This is a genomic window from Paenibacillus amylolyticus (genome assembly GCF_003719335.1).
Taxonomy (GTDB): Bacteria; Bacillota; Bacilli; order Paenibacillales; family Paenibacillaceae; genus Paenibacillus; species Paenibacillus amylolyticus_D.
In genome coordinates, this window is sequence record NZ_RIAS01000007.1 from 101,684 (window position 1) to 125,801 (window position 24,118).

The 24,118-nt window shown below is 38.6% G+C and carries 13 protein-coding genes; all 13 read left to right on the top strand.

What is annotated here, in order from left to right; translation table 11 throughout:
• The first annotated feature begins 151 nt into the window (after positions 1 to 151).
• The 13 genes from EC604_RS14540 (at position 152) to EC604_RS14600 (ending at position 24,037) form a co-directional block, all read left to right on the top strand.
• A complete protein-coding gene (locus EC604_RS14540) occupies positions 152 to 700 on the top strand; it encodes a carbamoyltransferase C-terminal domain-containing protein (protein ID WP_205127934.1) in 549 nt (182 codons plus the stop codon).
• Positions 701 to 749: 49 nt separating this feature from the next.
• The gene (locus EC604_RS29925; protein WP_161556937.1) at positions 750 to 968 is read left to right on the top strand and encodes a hypothetical protein; all 219 of its coding nucleotides are present in this window, start codon (positions 750 to 752) and stop codon (positions 966 to 968) included.
• 35 nt (positions 969 to 1,003) lie between these two features.
• Positions 1,004 to 1,981, top strand: a complete 978-nt coding sequence (locus EC604_RS14550; protein ID WP_123064843.1) for a phosphotransferase enzyme family protein — start codon at positions 1,004 to 1,006, stop codon at positions 1,979 to 1,981.
• 71 nt (positions 1,982 to 2,052) lie between these two features.
• The gene (locus EC604_RS14555; protein ID WP_123064844.1) at positions 2,053 to 2,307 is read left to right on the top strand and encodes a phosphopantetheine-binding protein; all 255 of its coding nucleotides are present in this window, start codon (positions 2,053 to 2,055) and stop codon (positions 2,305 to 2,307) included.
• A gap of 1,183 nt (positions 2,308 to 3,490) precedes the next feature.
• Positions 3,491 to 7,957: an amino acid adenylation domain-containing protein gene (locus EC604_RS14560; RefSeq protein WP_275670039.1), complete on the top strand. Its 4,467-nt coding sequence runs from the start codon at positions 3,491 to 3,493 to the stop codon at positions 7,955 to 7,957.
• Between the two features lie 29 nt (positions 7,958 to 7,986).
• Positions 7,987 to 8,694, top strand: coding sequence for a thioesterase II family protein (locus tag EC604_RS14565; protein ID WP_161556939.1), 708 nt, complete (start codon positions 7,987 to 7,989; stop codon positions 8,692 to 8,694).
• Positions 8,695 to 8,742: 48 nt separating this feature from the next.
• Positions 8,743 to 9,759 (top strand): BtrH N-terminal domain-containing protein, encoded by a 1,017-nt coding sequence (locus EC604_RS14570; RefSeq protein WP_161556940.1) that lies wholly within the window; start codon positions 8,743 to 8,745, stop codon positions 9,757 to 9,759.
• Positions 9,760 to 9,803: 44 nt separating this feature from the next.
• On the top strand, positions 9,804 to 10,667 hold the full coding sequence (locus tag EC604_RS14575) for a 3-hydroxyacyl-CoA dehydrogenase family protein (RefSeq protein WP_275670038.1): 864 nt from the start codon (positions 9,804 to 9,806) through the stop codon (positions 10,665 to 10,667).
• Positions 10,651 to 11,688, top strand: a complete 1,038-nt coding sequence (locus tag EC604_RS14580; RefSeq protein ID WP_123064849.1) for an HAD-IIIC family phosphatase — start codon at positions 10,651 to 10,653, stop codon at positions 11,686 to 11,688. Before EC604_RS14575 ends, EC604_RS14580 begins: the two co-directional genes overlap by 17 nt.
• 5 nt (positions 11,689 to 11,693) lie before the next feature.
• Entirely contained in the window at positions 11,694 to 11,954 is a 261-nt protein-coding gene (locus EC604_RS14585) for an acyl carrier protein (RefSeq protein ID WP_123064850.1), read from the top strand.
• Positions 11,955 to 11,956: 2 nt separating this feature from the next.
• A complete protein-coding gene (locus EC604_RS14590; protein ID WP_123064851.1) occupies positions 11,957 to 13,096 on the top strand; it encodes an acyl-CoA dehydrogenase family protein in 1,140 nt (379 codons plus the stop codon).
• A gap of 13 nt (positions 13,097 to 13,109) precedes the next feature.
• The gene (locus tag EC604_RS14595; RefSeq protein WP_123064852.1) at positions 13,110 to 16,178 is read left to right on the top strand and encodes a cyclic peptide export ABC transporter; all 3,069 of its coding nucleotides are present in this window, start codon (positions 13,110 to 13,112) and stop codon (positions 16,176 to 16,178) included.
• A 311-nt stretch (positions 16,179 to 16,489) separates the two neighbouring features.
• The gene (locus EC604_RS14600; RefSeq protein WP_161556941.1) at positions 16,490 to 24,037 is read left to right on the top strand and encodes an amino acid adenylation domain-containing protein; all 7,548 of its coding nucleotides are present in this window, start codon (positions 16,490 to 16,492) and stop codon (positions 24,035 to 24,037) included.
• Positions 24,038 to 24,118 lie beyond the last annotated feature (81 nt).

Genomic DNA, 24,118 nt, shown 5'->3' on the forward strand with positions numbered 1-24,118 from the left:
CTTGGGAACAAAAAAGTGATAGTTATCCCAGGGGCAATTTATGCGGTCTTTACCGCTATTGCATTTTGATATGATTTTATACCGGATTTGTGAATCAAACTTAGATCTATAGCTCAATATACAAATAAGCGAGTTTCAATTGGGGATGTATATGGAAATACAAATTCCGAAAGCACCTTTATTGGCTATAAAAGCTTGTTTGAATATGAATAACATTCGAATGTCTGATGTGGACCGAATTACCATTTTAGGTAAAATGATTAAAATGAGGGAGGATTATAGACCGTTCGCACCTGCTATTTTAGAAGAATCTGCTCGAGAATATTTTGAGATCCCAGAACAGTATGAAGCGAATATGTTTTCTTTTATGAATATGGTTTTAAAGGTAAGAAGTGAAAAACAAAAATCATTAGGCGCGGTAACACATGTGGATGGGTCAGCAAGAGTACAAACCGTATCCTCAACCAATAATCGACTGTTTAACAATTTAATTGCTTCATTTGAAAAGAAAACGGGAGTTCCTGTTCTGTTAAACACCTCCTTTAACAATAACTATGAGCCTATCGTAGATTCTATAAACGATTCTGTGGTTTGTTTCTTAACGACACAATTAAATTACTTATGCATTGGAAACTACCTTATCAGAAAAAGACCATTAAAATCTGAGGGAGTTATGAGGTTAATCCCCGTTTTACCCTAGTATGTGTCACTTAATAAGAGAAAGAAGACCAGTAATGATGGCGTTCAAAATGGATTATGTTTATGAAATAAGTTTTTGTTATTTTTTTGGTCAAACCGTATCTATTTCAAAAAAAGTTTACGATTTTTTAATAGAAGTCGATCACTCCAAATCGGTGGGAGAAATTATCCAAAACCAATCATTCTTCAATATAGATGAACGGATTAAAATAGAAGACATAGTGGATTTATGGACAAGACGCTTGCTAAAGTTAACTATAAAAAACTGAAGTTTTGAGGATTTTAATCTTAAGGAGGAAAATTTATGCATGAAAATATCGATTCTATGATGATTGTAAAGCATGCATTAGAGAGATATTTAATCCAAAGTAAAGATATTCAATATTTAGGTGAAAGTGAAAATTTAAACTATAGAATAAAAGCAATAATGAATGAAAAAGAAAATGATTTTCTATTAAAAATCAGATATTCTTCTGCTAATCAAAACTTAGTTGAGATTATTGAATCGGAACTTAAATGGCTTGAGGCGCTGGAAAGTGATTTAACTTATAACGTTCCTGGTCCTGTAAGAAATAAGGAAGGAGAGCACATTACCACAATAACAATCGACAATTCTGACGAAAAAATATATGTATCATTGTATAAATGGGTGGAAGGTGATTTGCTTAATAGACCACCGACTATAGAAGAAACAATTAGCTTTGCTAAATTGGTGGCTGCATTACACAAACAATCAAAGAATTGGGATATTATAGATAAGTCTAATGTGCGAGTATACGATGCTGATAATTTAATCTCATCTTATACACAACTATCCCAAAATTTAAATGCACTTATCACCGAAGAAGCTAAGATATGTCTTGAACAAACTATTCAAAAAATTTCTTGCGAAATTAATAATCAAAAAATAACAAGAAATACTTGGGGTATGATCCATTCTGATCTTCACGAAAGTAACTATGTTTTTTATAAAGATGAACCTCGACCTATTGATTTTTCAAATTGTGGATTAGGATTTTATCTATTTGATATAGCTGAAATATTTATGCATCTTTCACATGAAAACCAAAAAGTATTTATATCAACCTATAGTACTATTCATCAACTTCAAGATAATTATGTTAATGTTATTGAAGCCTTTTTTCTTTGGTCAATAATCAGAACATTTTCTTTCCATTCAATAAATCCAGAAGAACATGAAAATACTGCATCTACTTTAAATTGGGTTATAGATACCTATTGCAAAAAATACCTTGAAGATGAAAACTTCCTTCTTTACTAAATGTTTTATTTAAATTCATAAATGCGAATTATGTATCAATAAATATATTAATCGAAAAGTAGGTTTTGCCAATGAATATAACTACAATAGTAGAAGATGCTATCAGAAAAGTTTTAGAAGTTCCAGAGAATCATCCACTTAACGAAGGGCTGTTAGAAAACGGCATCAACTCCCTACGATTCATACAACTAGTTATAGAGTTAGAACTTCAATTAGATATTGAATTTTCTGACGAATATTTAAGTGAAGATAACTTATCAACCATTACTATTGAAGAGTTTTCAAATTATATTATTAATAATTTTGGTATATCTAATCAAGGGTGAGCAACATCCTCCTGCATATAATGATTAAGGAATTTGGGAATGAAATTAACTATTGAACCGGGCCTCATTTCGTTAGCATTTTAATGATACAACTATAAATGAAGTCGACTCGGTTTCGTACTCGATCACTAAGGAGGAGGGAAACTACATTGGAATCCAATTAGAGATAACTTATCTCCAGCCACTGATCGTTATGATTAACAATCGCCACGAAGACTGAAAAGAATACTTTCCTAGGATACGCATTCAACTAGACCTATGGTTTATGGGATTGCTTAAATGCTTCAAGGATTATTCGACGATATCATGCTGAGAAAATTAAATAAGTATAATGAAGTATTATAAATTATCGGTTTACAATTTAATACAAACCGTATAAAATTGATTGGAATGACAATTGGGTATTACAACAACCTGTTTTACTATGATAATCGTTGTTTCGGCACGTTATTAATAACAGGGGACATATATATGTAACTTTGAATGCGGTTACACCGGATGAATGGGCGAAGCTATGTCTGTTTGTCCCACTGACGTCACATCACATATTCTATTATCTGGAGACATGCACCCTTGAGGTGTTTTTTTTTTGCGACAACACAACTAACATGTTTGAGCACTGCTAAAGAGAAGAGGTGAGCCTCCTTATGGGAGATGAGAAATCTTAAATGTTTACCAATTATAGTATCAAATCTACTCGTAAAATCTTAGAGTTGTTATTGAGCCTTTGAGCCATGATATGTTTGTTCCAACGAACGCTTAGATTATCATTATGGCGCAACCTAGAATTCCGTTGAGGCGAAAAATCTTATCTATTTTATATTTTGTTCTATTTTTTCATCCTCTGCCGGAGGGATAGTATTCCATTAAATACCAAATGACATGCGGTGAAATAGTCGAAGAACTAAATCTGACTGGCATGAACTTAGAACGGTATGTACAGAGACTATATAAATGCTACAATTCCAAATTTACAGCAAGCTTGGTGGACGCCACGTTTCACCTGTTCTGGTAGAACTAGGGTCACTGATTCCGGCATTGATGTATCTATCGATACGCTAAGCGATGACGATAATATTGCAAATGCCTCACCTTAAAGATATGCCGAAGCATGTATTGTACTGAACCGGTCAATAAGAGCGAATTATACGATTCTAAGGAGGATTCTAAGATTGTGAATATGATGAATCATCTGTTAACTCAGCCGCAAATGAGGGTTTGGCTGATAGACCAAATGAATCCTGGAACACCGATAAACAATCTAGGCGGGACAGTTCGATTTCGTACAAATTTAAATATTGATTGGCTCAAAGAAGCAATCAATTACATAATAAGGACTCAGGGAGGAATGCGTGCACGTTTCTTTCTAGAAGAAGGCCAAGCATTTCAGTATGTTGAAGAATTTTCTCATATAGATATCCCTTATCTAGACTTTTCGAAATCCATTTCTCCAGAAATGGATTTTGAAACCTGGGTGGAGAAGGAATCAAAGAAACCATTTGATATATATCGGGAACGGATGTATCGGTTCGTGATTATTCGTTTTAATCAACAAGAAACAGGCTATTTTATTAATATGCATCACATGATATCAGATGGCTGGAGTTTTAAACTGCTTACTGAGCAGATTCTTCGGCAGTACAGCGAGCTTGCAGGATTGAATACGGAACCTGTAACGCTTAACGCGGGTTGTTATACCGATTATATTGAAACTGAGAAGGTATATTTTGATTCCGATCGGTATCGGAAGGATAAGCGTTTCTGGCGAGAAATGTTCGCTAACATAGACCTAGAACAGCTGATGAGAACATCCGAAGATTTTAGTGCCAAGCGGCTAACATTCTTTATAAAACAGGAATACGTCGGTCGAATCGCGGATTTCGCACAAGCGAATAAATTGACTTTAAATACGTTCTTTACGGGCGCAATTTCGTTATTTCTGTCGCGAATTACACAGCAAAACAATGTAATCATAGGCATTCCGGTTCTGAACCGTTCCGGTGGCAAGGAGAAGAAGACCATCGGGATGTATACGAGTACAATGCCCATTCATGTTCATATAGGTGAAGAAAAGCAGATTATAGATTACTTCGTTGAGGTTCAGCGGAATTTAACCAAGTGTTATTTCCATCAGAGATATCCGTACAATTACTTGGTTGAGGATTTGCAAATTCGACGCCGAGGTTACGATCAATTATTCCAATATTGTGTCAATTATAGCAATGCCAAGCTCCCTTCGAGTATGGGACAAGTCGAGATCGTGAACGAGGAATTTTTCCCGGAGATGCAACCCTACGCGTTGCACTTCTTGATTAAGGACTGGTACGAGGACGGGACGATACGATTAGATATCGATTATAAGAATTGCGAATATACGGAGAGAGAGATCCGTTTAATATTCAACCAACTTATTGAACTGATTGAACGTATCGTCGCTAACCCGTATATGTCTCTTCGCAGCATTGATATTCTCTCAGAAGCAGATAAACGGAAGCTATTGTATGAGTATAATTCAACGAAGGCAGATTATCCGAAAGACCAGTTATACCATCAGTTAGTGGAAGTACAGGCACTGGCAACCCCTGATAGAATCGCGGTCACGCATGGCAATGAATCCTTGACGTATAGAGAATTGAATGCGAGAGCAAACCAGCTGGCACGGTTCCTACAAGTCAGGGGTATCCGACGGGGGCAAGTTGTCGCATTGATCGCGGAACATTCGATGAATACGGTGGTTTCTGTTCTGGCCGTCATGAAAGCAGGCGGCGTGTATCTCCCTCTTGATCCCGAATATCCTAGGGAGCGTATGCAGTATATTCTAGACAACAGCGGGGCAAATCTCATTCTGACGAACGTTCATATCGATGGGGAAATCGGCTTCAAGGGTGATGTCATTCATCTGGAATCCGATGACTTGTTCTGCGGGGACGATACGAATTTGGAGACGGGGAACAGCCCGGATGATCTCGTCTATATCATATACACATCTGGCTCTACAGGCACACCTAAAGGAGTAATGGTTCATCATCGGGGACTGGTGAATTATGTATCTTGGGCGGCGAGAACCTATATAACCGATAGAGACGATAAATTCGCACTATATACTTCCCTAGCGTTTGACTTGACCATTACCTCCATGCTTGTGCCGCTAATCGCTGGCAATGAAGTCATCATCTACAGGCAGGATGCCGAGCGCTTCGTGCTGCATCAAATCTTGGAAGAGAGAAGAGCGAGCATAGTTAAGATAACCCCGGCACATCTGGCATTAATTCAAGACTATTCTTTGGCCGAGACAGCTGTACGCGTTTTTGTCGTGGGCGGGGAGATGTTCCAAACAGCCCTTGCAAAGACTATGACAGATTCGTCTGGCGGAAGAGTAGCGATTTATAACGAGTATGGACCGACAGAAGCTGTTGTAGGCTGCATGATTTATAAATTTAATGAATTGCAATGCAACGAATCCGTTCTGATCGGTAAACCGATTAGTAACGTTCAAATTCTTTTGCTCGATTCCGATAAGCGTATTGTCCCCTTTGGATCCGTAGGCGAGATATACATATCCGGAGATGGAGTAGCCTCTGGTTACATTAACGCACCGGAACTTACCGCGGACAAGTTTACTCCGTGCTTGACCGACCCCGGCCGCAACATGTACAGGACTGGCGACCTTGCCCGCTGGCTGCCGAATGGGGAAATGGAATATATCGGGAGAGCAGATCATCAAATCAAGTTAAACGGTTACCGCATCGAGCTTGGAGAAATTGAAAGCCGGGCTTGCATGTATGAAGCCGTCAAAGAGGCGGCAGTTAAAGTATTCAGCAATTCGAACGGCCACAAATACCTTGTGCTGTACGTTGTTGGGAGTCGGAAAATAACTTGGTTGGATCTGAAGAACTTTCTTGTCGAATATTTGCCAGGTTTCATGATACCCCAGTCGATGGTAGTGCTGGACAGAATGCCGCTAACCATCAACGGTAAGATAGACAGAGATGCGTTGGCAGTACCAGATTCCAATTCGGAGAGCGCCGAATTAACGAATCACTCTAAGGATGAGGGGTTGCAAAAGCTCCATCGGATCATGAGGGATGTATTGGGCATCGAAGCGCTGGAATGGAACGATAACTTTTATTTCGTGGGCGGTGACTCGATAAAGGCGATTCAGATCGCATCGAAGTTTAACGAGGATGGGCGTTATTACTTAAAGCCAAAGGATATTCTGATGTCTAGCGTTGTAGGAGATATTGCTTTTGAAAAGATATACCAAAGCGATAGGGAACATAAGCCGGCCCAAGGATTGCTCCAATCATCTCCCATCATCAACTGGTTCTTCGCGAACCGTCTAAAGAATGTGAATTATTATAATCAATCTGTGTTGCTTCGGGTATTAGGTGTCATGGATAGAGAGCTACTTGAACATGCGGTTCAACGCATCATGGAAACTCATGATTCGCTACGTTTGTACTATGATCAAGCATTATCCATGCTCAAGTACAAGGATTTAGACCCTGGGATGGTCTCGGTAGATCGTGTTGATCTTTCGATTTATCCTGCTGAGGTCAGGTGGGACTTATTTAAAGATTATGCAGTAAAGTTGAAATCATCCATTAATGTTACAGAAGGGCCATTATTTAAGGCTGGACTTTATGATTTTGGAGATGGAGAACAACGGCTTCTACTGACTGCACATCATCTAGCGGTAGACGGGTTATCATGGCGGGTTATTCTTGAGGATATGAACATGATCTTATCTTATGAAGCAAGCGAGAGTTCGCAAGCGTATATTCGCAGATCCGATTCCTATCAGGATTGGGTAAATGCGTTGTACGAGTATAAGCCCACAATACCGTCAAGTATTATAGACTATTGGAGCAATTTGGCCACCAAGAAACCGACTAGACTTCCAGAGACCGGATTGAAAGAGAAAGGCCCGGGGATTGAAACGCTTCACGCGTTACTTTCGGCGGAGGATACGCATTCCCTCCTTACGAGCGCTAATCAAGCTTACGGCACACAGTCGTTGGAATTGATTTTCGCCGCCTTGGCTAGAGCGCTAGAACCGTATGCCGAGAATCAGCGCGTTGTGATCGAAGTGGAAGGACACGGGAGAGAAGAGATCGGAAAAGCCTTAGCCATCGATCGAACAGTAGGCTGGTTTACGAGTCTATATCCTTTAGAGCTAATCTGCGAGTGTTCTCGCTTATCAGATCACGTCAAGTCGATTAAAGAACAAATTCGTTCCGTCCCTAATAAGGGGTTCGATTACGGCATTATACAATACTTGGAGAATGCAGATAGGATTATCAGCAGAGATTACATCCGTTTTAACTTCCTTGGAGAGGCTGACAATACGATAGGCTCCTATTTTGAGTGGGCTCATGAAGACGCGGGACCGGATACATGCGAGAGCAATCCGATGACATGTCTTCTCGCGATAGATGCCATGATTGTAAGGGGTCAATTGCGCGTGGCGTATACATTCGACCCGCAAGTGTGTGACCCGGATGCTACAAAGCAGGTGATAGCATCCTTCCTGAAAGAGCTGAAAGAAATCATCGCGCATTGCAGCGCGAAAGAAAAACGAGATTACACGCCTTCCGACTTTGACTTGGTCAAGCTGTCTCAAGAAGACTTGAATCAACTGTTCGAATAGTCGGATGAATGCTGATTAGGGGATCTATGATGGAGAAGCTAGAGTTATTATGCCTACCTTACGCGGGCAGTTCGGCAATCGTATACGGAAGCTGGAAAAATCAGTTACACTCGGATATTGCTCTAAGAATGGTGGAATTTTCGGGTAGAGGCAGGAGATATGAAGAACCATTACTTGATTCCGTAGCCGGTATGGTAGACGACCTATACGTGCATTTGCGATTGGAGCAGCAGGACCGCCCCTATGCCTTCTTCGGACATAGCTTGGGGGCTATTCTTGCATATGAACTGGTTCAACGATTAATCGATGAGAACAAGCGCCTCCCGGAGCATATTTTCCTATCTGGTCAAACCGCCCCGCATAAGAAGGAGCAATATCGAATTGACCATGAATTGGATGATCCATCTTTCATTAAGGAAATTTTGAAACTTGGAGGAACCTCCAGCGAGGTGTTCGAGAACGTGGAGCTTTCTAATTTATTCCTGCCGGTAATACGAAACGATATCAAGGCAGCCAATACGTATCGATACGTGGAGAGAAACAAAATTAACGTTCAAGTATCTGTATTATTCGGCGATAACGATCCTTTGAGCAACGACTTTAGCGATTACGGAGAGTGGAACATCCATACATCCGTGAAGTGTAAATTGCTGGAGTTTAAAGGAGGACATTTCTTTATCCACGATCATAAAGAGCAAGTCATTCGATACGTTAATGAGACACTGGCGGGCAAGTGAATCGAAACCGTCTAAATGCATGCAGTTTATTGGGGGGGCTTATTATACATGCAAATCGTAATAGAAGGAATTGAGCCCTATAATGAGTTGTTTTTTGATAATTGTTTCTATAATTCCTTCTTTCCAATCATAAGGGCATTCCATAAGGATGAGCTTCCGTTCTTTCTGAACGAGAACATCGTATATGAGTTAAGTCAGAAGGCGAACGAAGCGGTAATTGGTTGCCGTTATCGTCAAAGGCATAGTTTTGCCGAGCTTGTGGATAGCTTGTACTTAGGGGCGTTGACAAAGCATCGATCCGAAGATGTGACCGCTGACATCAAGTCAGCGATATCGAAAGGCAGGCCCGTCATATTATGGGTGGATTGTTACTATGAGCCTATACGATTAGACACGTATCTCAAGGAACATTGGCCTCATACTTTGTTGGTTTACGGGTTTGACGACAATGAGCAACGATTCCAAGTCATTGAACACAAGCACAAAGAAAACCTTTCTTACGAGAAACAATCGCTCTCCTATCATGATCTCCAAGAAGCGTACAGAGGGTATTTACAATATTTCATCAGTGAAGGTCATCTGACATTCTATGAAATTTATGAGCTTGATGGGCAGGAGTTGATATCGGGCGAGTTCGGCAAGATAGAAGTAGTAAAGCATCTGTCGGACCTCTATTCCTCGCAGATGGGAGATGTAGATAAGAGAGGGCTAGCACAATTGCAGAAGTTTGAAGATACAGTAAAACATCTGCAGGAAGAACAGTACTCTTCGGCTACCTACTATTCAAAAGTGGTAGAAGGCTTGAATAAGATAATTAACTGCAAAAAAGTGGAAAAGATTCGGATGGCGAAGCTGATTGACGATCCTTCCATACTCGGTACAATGGATGAAATCGTAAACTTGTGGGTTCAAGTTCGAGCTGTAGTCGCAAAAACACTTTATACGAATCGAATGGGAAGCCATATCTGGCCTGGTATCTTGGATAAGTTAAGTAAATTAGTCAGTCTTGAGGGATTGATAGGGACGGATATAGAGATATATTGCAAGCGGTTACAGGAAAAATGACAAATGAAATTACTCACGGCAATCTCGGAATAGGAGAGGTTACTTTGAAAATAAATCTGGTCGGCGTAGTCGGTGCTGGAGTAATGGGGAGCGATGTCGCCCTTGATCTTGCATGTAACGGTTATCGTGTTGTAATAGTTGATATTGATGAAATGATACTTGACAAATCAGATGAAAAAATGAAAAAAACGTTCTCGTTAATGAAGATGATGAGTCCCAAATATCGAAGTCTTGATTGGAATGTAATCGATGAGAAAATTGAATTTCATACGGAGTATAAAGCGTTAAGTCATGTCGATCTGATCATCGAGAACGTGACGGAAGACTGGAATGTGAAGAAGGCAGTGTATGAGGAATTAAGGGAAGTTTGCAAGGAAGAGACGTTGTTTGCTGTCAATACCAGCTGCATATCAATAACGAAAATTGCTGGTCTAATGAAAAGGCCAGATAACGTATTAGGCACGCATTTTATGAACCCGGTTCCGATGAAAACCTTGGTTGAGGTCATTAAAGGGCATCACACTTCGGAGGCTACAGTCGAGACGGTCACCGCGTTCTTGAAGTCGATGAATAAAGTCCCGGTTGTGGTTAATGATTTTCCGGGTTTTGTAACGAACCGTGTTCTAATGCTTACCATTAATGAAAGCATCTGGCTCGTCCATGATCGAGTTGGGCGACCGCAGGATGTCGACAAAATTTTCCGGCTTGGATTCGGTCATGAGATGGGCCCACTTGCTACGGGGGATTTGATCGGGTTGGATACGATATTGAAATCCCTAGAAGTATTACATGACAGCTACAACGATCCTAAATATCGGCCTTGCCCGTTGCTTAGAAAAATGGTTGATGCTGGGCTGTTAGGCAAAAAATCAGGGCAAGGATTCTATACGTATGACAAAAGAAATTAAGTGCGTGGTATGGGACCTTGACGAGACGTTATGGGATGGTACTTTGCTGGAATCCGAACAAGTTCGGCTCAAGCCGGGAATGAAAGAGATTTTGCACGTGCTAGACGAACGGGGAATTCTACAATCTGTTTGCAGCAAGAACGATTATAATCACGCCATGACGGCATTGAAAGAGCGGGGCTTAGACCATTTGTTCATATATCCGCAGATTGGATGGGACGCTAAATCTATCCTGATCGGCAATATTCAAAGGGAACTGAATATCGGCTTCGACTCCATTCTCTTCATTGACGATCAGATGTTTGAGTTGGATGAAGTTAAGAGCGTTCATCCGGATATTTTCTGCATGCAGACTATCGATCAGAGAACGTTTTTGGATATTGCAGAGCTAAATCCCAAGTTTATTACTGTAGATTCTGCTCGGAGAAGGTCCATGTATATGGATGACATGCAACGCAAACAAGATGAACAAACGTATAACGGGCCGAAAGAGCAATTTTTATCTCAGCTGAACATGGAATTTATAATCTCTCCTGCGACGGAGGAGGATCTGGCCCGAGCTTCTGAGCTTACGGTCAGGACACACCAGCTTAACGCAACGGGGGTCACTTATGATCACGATGAGTTAAATCGATTTAGACAGAGCGACAGTCATCGTCTGTACCTATGCGAATTGACGGATAAATACGGAACATACGGGAAGATCGGATTGGTATTGGCGGAAATTACAGATACGCACTGGCACCTCAAGCTCCTGCTCATGTCATGCAGGGTTATGTCAAGAGGGGTAGGCACCATTCTGCTATCTTTCATGATGGATCAAGCCAAAAAAGATGGTAAGAAAATGCTGGCAGATTTCAGAAAGACAGATCGCAATAAAATGATGTATATCACTTACCGCTTTGCAAATTTTAAAGAAATCGATGTACGAGAAGACGGGGAACTTTTGCTTTTGGAGAATGATTTATCGGTCGTGCAAAAATATCCGGAGTATATTCGTATCATCGTTAAAGAAAGGTGACGGCCATGGAACATTCAGAAGCAGCAGTATTAATTAGAGGGTTTATCGGAAAACATCTAGTTGTCTTTGATGATGACGCAACATTTACCGATGAAGACCATATTTTTCAGATGGGATTCGTTAATTCTCTATTCGCAATGGAGATGGTTGGATTCGTAGAACGCGAATTCGGGATCACCGTCGAAGGCGATGACCTGGACATCGCGAATTTTAGTTCCGTCCGTAACATCCTTCGTTTCGTTGAGCAAAAACGTACGGTGATGTAGCTATGGTCGATCATCAGGAGCATTTTCTTAAAGAAGCAGAGCAATTCGTTAAACATAACATCGATCCATATGCAACTTCCTTTGACAGAAGCGAGATGCTTCCAAGAGAGATGATAGATAAACTTGCGGAGAAGAAGTATTTGTCAGCCAATCTTCCTATCAAATATGGGGGCCTAGAGCTTTCTCCTGTGAATTATGGCAAGTTTACCGAAATAATCGGGAAGTCGTGTTCTGCTGTTCGTACATTAATCACAGTTCACTCCACGCTTGTCGGAGAATCGATATCCAGATGGGGAACAGCGAATCAAAAGGATAAATGGTTGCCGCTAATCAGTGCAGGTAGCGTACTGGGCGCATTCGCGCTATCTGAACCCGACACGGGGTCTGACGCTAAAGGAATCCAAACGACATACCGGCGAACAGCAGATGGGTATATCCTGAATGGCAGGAAGAAGTGGATTTCTTTCGGTGGTATCGCAAATGTCTTTCTTACTATCGCAAAAGACGAATCTAGCGAGAGCATCACGGCATTTCTAGTCGAGCGGGAATCTAAAGGTCTTTGCTCGACCCCAATTTCCGGCATGCTGGCGGGAAGAGCCACGCACCTAGCGGAAATCGAACTAGATCATGTTGAGGTTCCCGCCGGCAATGTGCTGGGGAAGGTGGGAAGCGGGTTTACGTACGTTGTCAATCATGCACTAGACCATGGACGTTATAGCATTGCTTGGGCTGGGGTCGCTATTGCTCAAGCTGCTCTTGAGGAAATGGTGAAATACACGAGAACCCGAAGTCAATTCGGTAAAAAATTATGTGAGTTTGAGTCGGTTCAAACTATTATCTCGAACGCAACGATAGATGTTGAGGCCGCAAGGTCTTATTGTATACGTGCGGGGGAATTGAGAGGCAGTCGTGATCCGGAAGGGATCATGATGACCACTATGGCCAAAATATTTTCCTCCCGTGTAGCAATGAAAGTATGTACAGATGCTGTTCAACTTCATGGAGCCAATGGCCTTCATTCCGATTTCAAGGCAGAGCGATTGTTCAGGGAAGCGAAAGTATTGGAGATTATCGAAGGTAACACGCAAGTTTTGGAGAAGGTAGTGTCCGGAGCTGTTTTATCGAAATACATGTCGTCGTAAGCGAGGTATAACAATGTACAGAAATAAGGCCAAGATCGTAATTGGCATCGTCTTATTATGGTGCGCTCAGATATGGGGAGCCTCCGCAGCGGGAGCGAGCGCAATAGACGATAAGGTCATTCAAGAAATCGATGGGTATATTGTAAAGCTTATGGAGGAATCAGGTATTCCCGGTCTTGCGGTCTCCATTGTGCAGGAAGGACAGGTAGCTTACGATCGAAACTTCGGATATGCGGATGTAAAGAAGAAACTGCCTGTCACCAATCAAACGAGATTTGAGCTAGGTTCGACTACGAAGGCCTTTACCGCTCTTGGAATTTTGAATCTGGAGGACGAAGGCAAATTAAAGTTGACCGATACGGTAGAAGCTTATCTTCCGTGGTTCCATATGGAATTCGAGGGTGAGCGAGAGGCAATCACCATTGGTCAGCTATTGCACCATACATCGGGCATCCCATATAACACGATCGGAGATATCCCTACGGAAGATTCGCCAACCGCCTTGGAAGAAACGGTAAGGAGGTTGGTCGGTACCGAGCTTGTCGAGAAACCGGGGAAGCAATTCGAATATGCGACCATTAATTACGACATACTCGGCTATATCATACAAACCATATCTGGACAAACCTATCAGGATTATATCCGAGAGCACATTCTCAAGCCACTGGCTTTGAACGGTTCTGTCTTTTACGACGAGTACGACCAAGTACCGAATTTAGCGAAAGGTTACAAACCAGCCTTCTATCGTTATCGGGATTACTCGGCTCCTCTCTACACAGGAAATACGCCAGCAGGATACCTAATTACGACGAAGAATGATATGGTGCGCTGGTTACAAATACAGCTTGGGATCGTTGAAGATATACCCGAGAGGTTAAAGAAACTGGTCGCAAAATCGCAAGTCCCGGATCGATCCGTCTATCCGTCCATGGACGGGAGCTCCTATGCAATGGGGTGGTCCGTCTTTCAAATCGGTAGCGGTGAATTGTCGCATCTAGGGGCTAACCCTAATTACTCGTCGTACTTTGGATTCCGGCCGAATGATGGGATTGCCGTAGTTGTCATGGCGAATGCCAATTCAGACTATACGAATCTGATCGGCCATAATGTGATGAGAATGCTGTTGCATCAGGAAGTAACAAGCCTTAATTCCGATTTCTATAAAAAAATTGATAAGATGTCATCTTCAGTAACGGTTCTCTTTATTGGTATCGGACTATTATCGTTATGGATGTTAGCCAGGTTGATGGTAGAGATTCTTAGAGGTATCCGACGCTTTGTTGGATTATCATTCAAGCGCATCCTATTCATTGTCTCGGGAGCGGCTTTTGTTCTAAGCTTGCTAATTGCGATCTATTTCCTTCCGGATGTCATGTTCTCCGGAATGCCTTGGAAGTTTGTGCTGGTGTGGGGACCGTTGAGTATTCCATCAGCGATTATAGCTATATCGGCGACGGCACTGATTTATTATTTATATCTAGCAGGCTCCATTCTCTTCGTAAAGCAGAATAACAGTTCGCTAGTCAATATCGCTCTAATGAGTGTCATGAGCGGATTCGGCAATGCTTTCTTGATTTTTGTCATCAACCAGCAATTGGTCCAAATGAACGGCGATCAATGGGCCGTGGGGTTAATGTATTACTTCGGAATTGGCTTACTATTGTATGTTGCGGGTCAGCGTCTGCTTAGGAAACGATTGATCGTCATCACGAACGACAATGTGTACCGCAAGAGAATGCAGATCATCGATACGATTCTGCGTGCAAGATATCAGACTGTCGAGAAGTACGGTAGAGATAAGATCATGGCCAGTTTGAATAATGACACGGAAGTCGTAAGCACTTCCATCAACGTGGTTATAGGAGGACTTACAAACCTTGTTACATTGATTTGTTGCCTTGTATATCTCGGTACGTTAAGCTTGCCAGGGCTTCTCATATCTGTTCTATTAATCGGGCTGGCTGTGGGTGCTTATGCCATCGTGTCTCGACAAGCGGAACGTCTATGGGAAGAAACAAGAGATATGCAAAATGCATTCTTCCGGTTTATCAATCATTTGATTTACGGTTTTAAGGAGCTAAGCTTGTCGGCTCGTAAACGCAAGGAGTTTCGAGAAGATATGAACGAAATTAGCAATGCTTACCGGCAGAAGCGTGCACAAGGCGATATCGCCTTTGCTAACGTGTTTGTCCTTGGAGAACTTCTATTTACAATCGTGATCGGCAGCATCGCCTTCTTACTGCCTATGCTATTCAAGGATATATTGAGCGAAACCCTGAGGGGTTTCGTTTTTGTTTTCCTGTATATGACAGGACCCATTAATGGCATTCTTAACTGCATTCCGCAAGCTACCCAAATGAAGATTAGCTGGAAGCGGATAAACGATCTCCTTCATGAAGTATCGAGTATTGCACCCTCCAAGGAAGAGATTACAGCAGTTGATCGAAGGGAAGCACAAAAGATCGATGTGATCGATGTAGCTTTTCATTATGGGGGCGATTCTTCCACATTCGGGATCGGGCCCATCAGCTGCAGCTTCGCGAAAGGACAAATCGTATTCATCACAGGCGGAAACGGAAGCGGGAAAACAACATTCGGTAAGCTGTTGACGGGTTTGTACGAACCTGCCGCTGGGAGCATTCACATTGACGGACATGTTGCGAATCCTGCAGATATTGGCGAGGTGTTCTCTCCGGTGTTTAGCGATTATCACTTGTTCGAGAAGCTATATGGGATTGATACGAAGGGACGCGACTCTGAAGTAGCCCGTTATCTAACCTTGCTGGGGTTGGAAGAGAAGGTTGCCGTTCTGAACAATGAGTTCAGTACAATTGACCTATCCGCGGGGCAACGAAAACGACTAGCTTTGTTCATGAGTTATTTGGACGATCGACCTTTCTTGTTCTTCGACGAGTGGGCTGCAGATCAAGATCCGGAATTCAGAAGGTTCTTTTACACCGAGCTGTTGCCTAATTTGAGAGCAAAAGGGAAGGGCGTAATCGCGATTACGCATGACGATCAATATTACGGCGTTGCTGATAGAGTACTCAAATTTGAGCTAGGAAAGTTACAAGGGACATAAAAATTTATGCATGACTGACGTTCAAGAGAGATGGGGAGGAAATGAATTTTTTTGAAAAAGAATGTTCGTTTTTTGTTTGATATGCCTCTGATGCAATTAAATGGGAGCCAAACATAAATCTCTGATGTGGCCAGAATTATGGATATCAGCGGCTTTGATGGTGCCCTTATGTATTATCAGCACAATACAGCTTTTTGTTACCTTAGGAAATCGATCAGAACTTTCTTATTATTCATTAGGTTTTTTGTCAGGTGAGAGTTTCAATAATTTTTATTACCTTCATTGGGAAAATTAATTTGGAGGAGAAGATGATGAGTACTAATTTGATTGCTCGAGATAACGTGGAAGATATTTTACCACTAACTTCTATACAAAAAGGAATGCTATTTCAACAACTTATGTCACCCGACACCAGCGAATATTTTGTACAGCTTCATATTAAGTTAGAGGGATCAATCTTTTTGGAAACATTCATTAATGCATGGAATCTTATAATAAAAAATAATGAAATGCTTAGGACGTTTTTTAGGTGGGATAAGATCGAGGAACCAATTCAGATTATTCTAAAAGAACATCAGTTGAATTTTATAACTTTTGATTTATCTGGTGAAAACAAAGAAAATCAAGATAAACGATTAAAAGAAATTATTTCTGATGACAAGATGAAAAAATTTAATTTGACTGAGGTTCCATTTCGAATTACATTAATAAAATTAACCGAAAATAACTATTCGTTGCTTATTTCGAATCATCATATTATTTATGATGGTTGGAGTACTGCAATATTAATAGAAGAGTTTTTAAATCACTACTCTTCGATGTTTATGGGAAACGAACCGAATATACGCATTAAATCCAAATTTAGAGAATTTGTCAAAACCGAATATTCCTCAGTTATTGATGATGTTTTTTGGTCAAATTATTTATTAGATATTGAATCTTATCCATTACTTAATGGTTCATGGGATAAACAAAGAGACGAAAAAGATTTTAGAACATACGAAACAATTGGAACTAGAGAACTAAGCCAACAAGTAATAAATAAAGCACGTGAACAGAGGGTCTCACAATCAAGCATATTTTTTTTGGCTTGGGGGATAACACTTCAAAAGTACTTAGACCACAATGATATTGTGTTCGGTATTACGTTATCACAAAGAAATGAAAGTATTCCAGGTATTATGGAAAGTATTGGTTTGTATATCAATACTCTGCCGTTAAGACTTAAGTTTAGTTGTGAAGATATGGTAAACGATCAATTACAAACGGTAAATAATAATGTGACAGAGTTATCGCGACAAAGGAATACATCCTTAGTTGATTTAAACAATTATGTTAATTCGAAAGATGCTTTATTTGATACTCTCGTTGTTGTGGAAAATTACCCGATAAATAAAGCAATGATTAAAAAAAATGAATTTCTAGATATAACAGGATATATGGTAGATGAGCATACCAATTATCCTTTAAGTATGGCCATTACATTGAATGATGTATTTCAGGTGAACTTCACATACGATACATCGCTATATTCAGAAGAGGTAGTTAAGAATTTAGCTACTCACTTTATGACTTGCATAAAAGAACTAGTGAACAGTAATTTTGTAAGCACTAAAATTAGTGATATTTCCATTATTGATGCAGTTGAAGAGAGTTCAATTCTTGATTTAAATAAAAAAACTGTTAGTTATGAGGATTTTAAACCAATACATTACCTTATTGAAGATCAAACTAGTTTGACTCCAAATAATATAGCTGTGAAATTCAAAAATATGGAACTAACATACAAAGAATTGAATGGTAAAGCTAATGATCTCTCCAGAATATTAATAAAAAATGGGGTGACAAATGGTCAGTTTGTTCCGATATATATTGATCACTCATTAGAACTTGTTATTGCAATATTTGCGGTTATGAAAATTGGAGCAGTATTTGTTCCTATTGATACTAAGTGGCCTAAAAATCGAATTTCAGATATCTATAAACAACTCGGTGAAGTAAAAGTGACATTAACTAGCATTGTCGAGGCTGATCAACTGGGGTTACCCACAAAGTTGATAAAAATTTTAACTGATCAGTTGAATATAATTCCTAATAACCCTAGTATTAACGTTCAATTGGATGACCCTATTTATTGTATTTTTACATCCGGTTCTACTGGGAAACCAAAAGGGGTAATCATACCTCATCAAGGGATAACTAATAGATTTTATTGGATGAATGAATACTTCGAAAGCAATACAGTAGTGCCTGTTACACTTCAAACTACTAGATATGTCTACGATAGTGCTGTTTGGCAGCTTTATTGGCCATTAATTTGTGGAGGAAAAACAGTTATATTACCTTCGGACTTTGAGTTTCTTCCAGATAATGTATTAAAAATAATCGATGAGAACGATGTTAACGTAATAGACTTCGTGCCATCAGTATTTAATACGTTTGTAGATAATCTACAGTTTGGCGCAGACTTGAAAAGTCAATTGAAGTCTATTCGCCATATCATTGTAGGTGGTGAAGAAGCGAATATAAGTCCTATAAGAAAAATTATGGAGGAACTACCAACTATTAAATTTACGAATTTATACGGCCCTACTGAAGCTAGTATAGGTTGTGTTTTTTACCAGATAAAAGATAGCGAATTAAACAAGATTCCAATTGGTAAGCCGATTAATAATATGGACGTTTACATTCTAGATGGAAATCAAAAACTTATGCCTATAGGCCAAAAGGGAGAAATATATATATCTGGTGTTGGTCTTGGGATTGGATATGTCAACGATCCAGATAATACTAAAAAGGCTTTCGTCAAAAAAAGTTTTGGATATAGAGGTTTATTATATAAAACAGGTGATCTCGGTAGATGGCTTCCAAATGGAGAACTAGAATATTTGGGGAGGATAGATAATCAAATCAAGAAAAGTGGACATCGCATAGAACTTTCAGAAATTGATTCCGTATTATTAAAATTTAGTGATGCTACAAATATTGTAACAATTGTAACTGAAGATAAACAAATTATTACTTTTTATCATTCAAAAGACAAATCAATAGATTTGAAGAGTATTGCAATTAGAAAATTACCGAGATACATGGTTTCAAATCACTATGTTCATATAGAGAAGTTTCCTTTAACTCTATCAGGAAAAGTTGATAAGAATCAATTATTAACATATTTTCATCAAGAAAATAAAACAAATCAAATAGTTGAGCCAAGTAGTGAATATGAAATTGAGCTAAGTAAAATATGGGGCCGAATATTTAATACCGAAAAAATGATAGGTGTCGATGAGGATTTTTTTGATCTTGGGGGGCATTCATTGTTAATAATGTCACTAAGATCAGAAATATTAAAGAGATTTAATGTATCAATTCTTTTAAGTAGTTTGTTTGATATTTCAACGATTAAAGGGCAGGGAGAAATCATAAAGGAGAAATTAAAGGATAAAACACTTAATACTTCTAATAAACTACAAACAAATACATTGGATCATTATCCATTATCATCTGCACAAAACCGAATGTATATATTGCATCAAATGTATGTAGACAGTACTGTGAATAACATGTCGGGGATAGTTCGATTGTCAAAGAATGTATCACAAGATAGAATTGAATTCGCATTTAATTCATTGATTTCCAGACACGACATTTTACGTACGGCTTTCATGAATGATGAAGGACAAATTATACAAAAAGTTTTTCCAAAAGTGAGTTTCAGCTTGGAGTTATTCGACAGTAGGATTCAGCCCTTACGTGACATTTATTTAGAGTTTATAAAACCTTTTGAGTTAGAAAAGCCTTGTCAATTTAGGGCAGCTTTAATATCTACTGATGAAGATCATTCGATATTACTAGTCGATATCCACCATATTATATCAGACGGTATGAGTGTTGAGATTATGATTAAGGAATTAGAATTACTTTATTATAATAGAAGTATACCAGAGCCTAGATATCAGTATTCCGATTTTATAAAATGGCAACAAGAAAAAAACAAAAACCAGGGATTTTTAGAACACGAAAAGTACTGGATTGATACTCTTAATGAAAATATACCAGTACTTCAACTCCCTACAGATTTCCCAAGACCTGCGATAAAAAAAAATATTGGTGATAGGTATGATTGTTGGATTAGTGATACTGAAATCATAAGTAATTTATACTTTCTAAGTAGAAAAACTAATACTACTGTTTTTATTACATTATTAACTGCATTTTATGTATTACTACAAAAGTACAGTGGACAAAACAATTTGATCGTAGGAACGCCAGTTTCTGGGAGGATTAACTCAGAATTTAACGATACTGTAGGACTCTTTATGAATGTAGTACCTTTAAAATGTACTATCGATTCTACTAAAACATTTGAAGAGCTGGCAATTGAAGTAAAAGAATTATTTCTTGGAGCGCTTGAATACCAGGACTATCCTATTGAATCATTGATTAAGAAAGTAATATTAGAACGAGATCTCAGTAGAAATCCTTTATACGACGCAATGTTTAGTTACGAATCGAGTTTGGAATCTGAAAAATCAGATATTTTTGGGGATTACACTTATATTAATAAAAGTACCTCGAAACTGGATCTAACTTTATTGGTTGAGGAGAAGAAGGACGGACTATTATTTTCAATTGAGTATGATACTACTCTTTTTAAGGAGAAAACAATCACCCGGATGATGGGCCATTATTTGACTATTATTGATCAAATTATAGCAAATTCTAAAATTAATCTGGAAGATATTGCGATTGTAACGGAACAAGAAAGGTATGAGTTGTTGTTTGGCTTTAATTCTGAAAAGAGAATCTCGCAACCATTCCATTCTATTGTTTCTTTAATTGAAAAATATGCAAAATCTAGATTAAATGACAAAGCAATTTATTTTGGTAGTGAATATTACACTTATAAAGAGATTCTTGAAAGTGTAAATAAAATCTCTGCTGCTTTGAAGGAAAAAGGTATATCAAAAGGTGATGTTGTAGCCTTGCTTTTGAATAGATCACTTGAATTGATTCCTTTAATTCTTGCATTATTAAAAGTCGGCGCAGCATATCTGCCAATTGATAATAATACACCAAAAGAAAGAATTAGATATATGTTGGAAGATTCTAAGGCAACTCTACTAATTACAGATCAAAAAGATTCTTACAATATTACAATAGTTTCTCTTTCTGAGTTAAGTAACTCATCGACAAGCCAGGGAAATGGTTTGGATTTAGTTTATAATTATCCAGGTGACTTAGCCTATTTAATCTACACTTCAGGTTCTACCGGTAAACCTAAGGGAGTTGAAATAGAGCATAGATCTCTTACAAATCTAATATATGCAATAAACGAGAAAATACCGTTTGAAAGAAGGAATAAGATAATATGTTTGACAACTGTTTCATTTGATATTTTTGTATTGGAGACTCTTATTCCGTTAGCTAATGGGATGCAAGTTATTTTGGCAAACGAGAATGATATCAATGATCCCAAAAGAACAGTTTCTTTAATGGAAAATCATAGCGTAGATTCAATTCAATCCACACCTTCTAGAATGGGGATTTTAATTAAACAAATGAACCGTAAGGTACTGGATAACTTGAAGATCGTATTAATCGGGGGTGAACAATTCCCGTTAAATTTACTTACGGAGTTAAAAGAAAAGACAAACGCAAGGATTTTTAATATGTATGGTCCAACAGAAACAACCGTATGGTCTACGGTAGGGGAACTAACAGATTCAACTAATATTCATATTGGGAAACCAATTTCTAATACCCAAATATTTATACTAGACCATAAGAAGAGACCTCTACCTGTTGGGGTTATTGGAGAGTTGTATATCGGCGGAGATGGAATCGCAAGAGGGTACACAAATAAAAAATTAACTGATGATAGATTTGTAGATGATCCATTTTTCAATAATAAAATGTATCAGACAGGGGATTTAGCTAGATGGATGCCAGATGGCACTATTGAATTATTTGGTCGAATAGATCATCAGGTTAAGGTTAGGGGATACAGAATTGAATTAGAAGAGGTTGAAAGAGTAATTGCAAGCTATAATCCATCTTTAGAAACAGCTGTAGTGAAGAAGAAAGGAAATAGTAAGGAAGATGTATTGTGTGCATATTTTCGTAGTGATATCAATTTAACTACGGAGGAGTTAATGAACTATTGCCAACACTATCTTCCTTATTATATGATACCCAATTATTTTATTAGATTGGATCATATTCCGCTTAATGTTAATGGGAAAATCGATAGGAAGTTATTGAGTGAAATAGAGTTATCGGAGCGAGAAGAGATATCTTCAATAGAACCTCAAAATGAAATTCAAAAGAACTTAATAGATTTATGGAAAAAAGCGATGTCCATTGACTATGAGATAAATATAAATACAGATTTCTTTGTAATTGGTGGACATTCCCTTAGCTTAATAACGTTGTCCCATTATATTACCGAAGCATATGATGTTGAAATCCCAATTGTTGATCTATTTCGTTATTCTACAATAGAGCAACAAGCCTCATTAATTGAAAGATCAAAGCAAAATGTAAACTATATGGTTGAACCTGTAAGAAAGAAAGAAGCGTATCCATTAACAGCTGAACAAAGTCGTATGTTTATTTTAAGTAATATAAACGAAAATGATACTAGCTATAATGTTCCTGTTAATTTACATTTTACTGGGGATTTAGACGTTGACAAACTAGTTTCAACTATTCAAGAGATCGTAAATCGTCATGATTCTTTAAGAACATATATTGATTACGTGGATGGCCAATTTCTTCAGAAAGTTATAGAAAATATGGAAATAACTATTGAGCGTATTGGTGCCAGTGAAGAGGAAGTTCATAAAATTATTAAGAACTTTGTTAGACCTTTCGATGTAACAAAGCCTCCATTAATTCGAGCATGTTTAATAGAAATAAATCACGAAAGCTATATACTGGTAATGGATATGCACCATATAATAACAGATGGTACTTCAATCTCTATATTGGCGGAGGAATTTTATAATCTATACAATGGAGAGGAGTTAAAGGAATTAACTCTCCAATATAAGGATTACGCAGTATGGCAGCAAGATGAAAGGAATAAATTAGCCTTTTTAAAAGCGGAGACATATTGGACTAAGCATATCAGTAATAGAAATTCAAAAAAAGTTAGCCTTCCAGCTGATATTATTGAAGTTCATAATGAAGATGACAACCTAGGTAAAGTGCTACAAACATCACTCAGTCCAGTTTTGGTATCAAAAATCAGGGGAATTGCTCAAAACAGTAAAACAACAATAAATGCTATCATGCTCACCGCATATAAAATATTACTACATGGATACACAAAAGAAAAAGATATCGTAATCGGAGTTCCGCTATCATGTAGAGAAAATGGATTGGATAGGGTAGTTGGAAATTTTGTGAATACTATGCCATTTCGAACTGAACTTAATCCAACTAATACTGCTTCTGAGTTATTAAATCAGGTCTCGAAAACAATGTTGGAGGCAATCACGAATCGTAATTACCAATTAGATTGGTTGATAGCAAAACTAAATCTTCAAGGTAACTACCAAAGTAATCCGCTATTCGATACCGTTTTTATTTATCAATATAGAAAAGAACTATTGAAATTAGCAGATTTAGAAGTTGAATTATGTCCATGGAGGGAACTACAAGTACAATTCGATATTCAATTTGCCATTGAGGAATCGCTAGAGTCGATAATATTATCAATAGAATATAGTACTAGCAAATACTCAAAGGACGCTATCCATAAATTTGCTGAAAATTATATTGATATATTGCAACAAATAACTATTGATCCTGATCAAATGGTAAACAATATAGTTTGTCACTTTAATATCTGACCGAACCAGATCTCTCTGGGAAATAGAAGCGAAAGAATGAATAAAGCAAATTGATCGTTATACCCGACGTTGTGGTCGGAA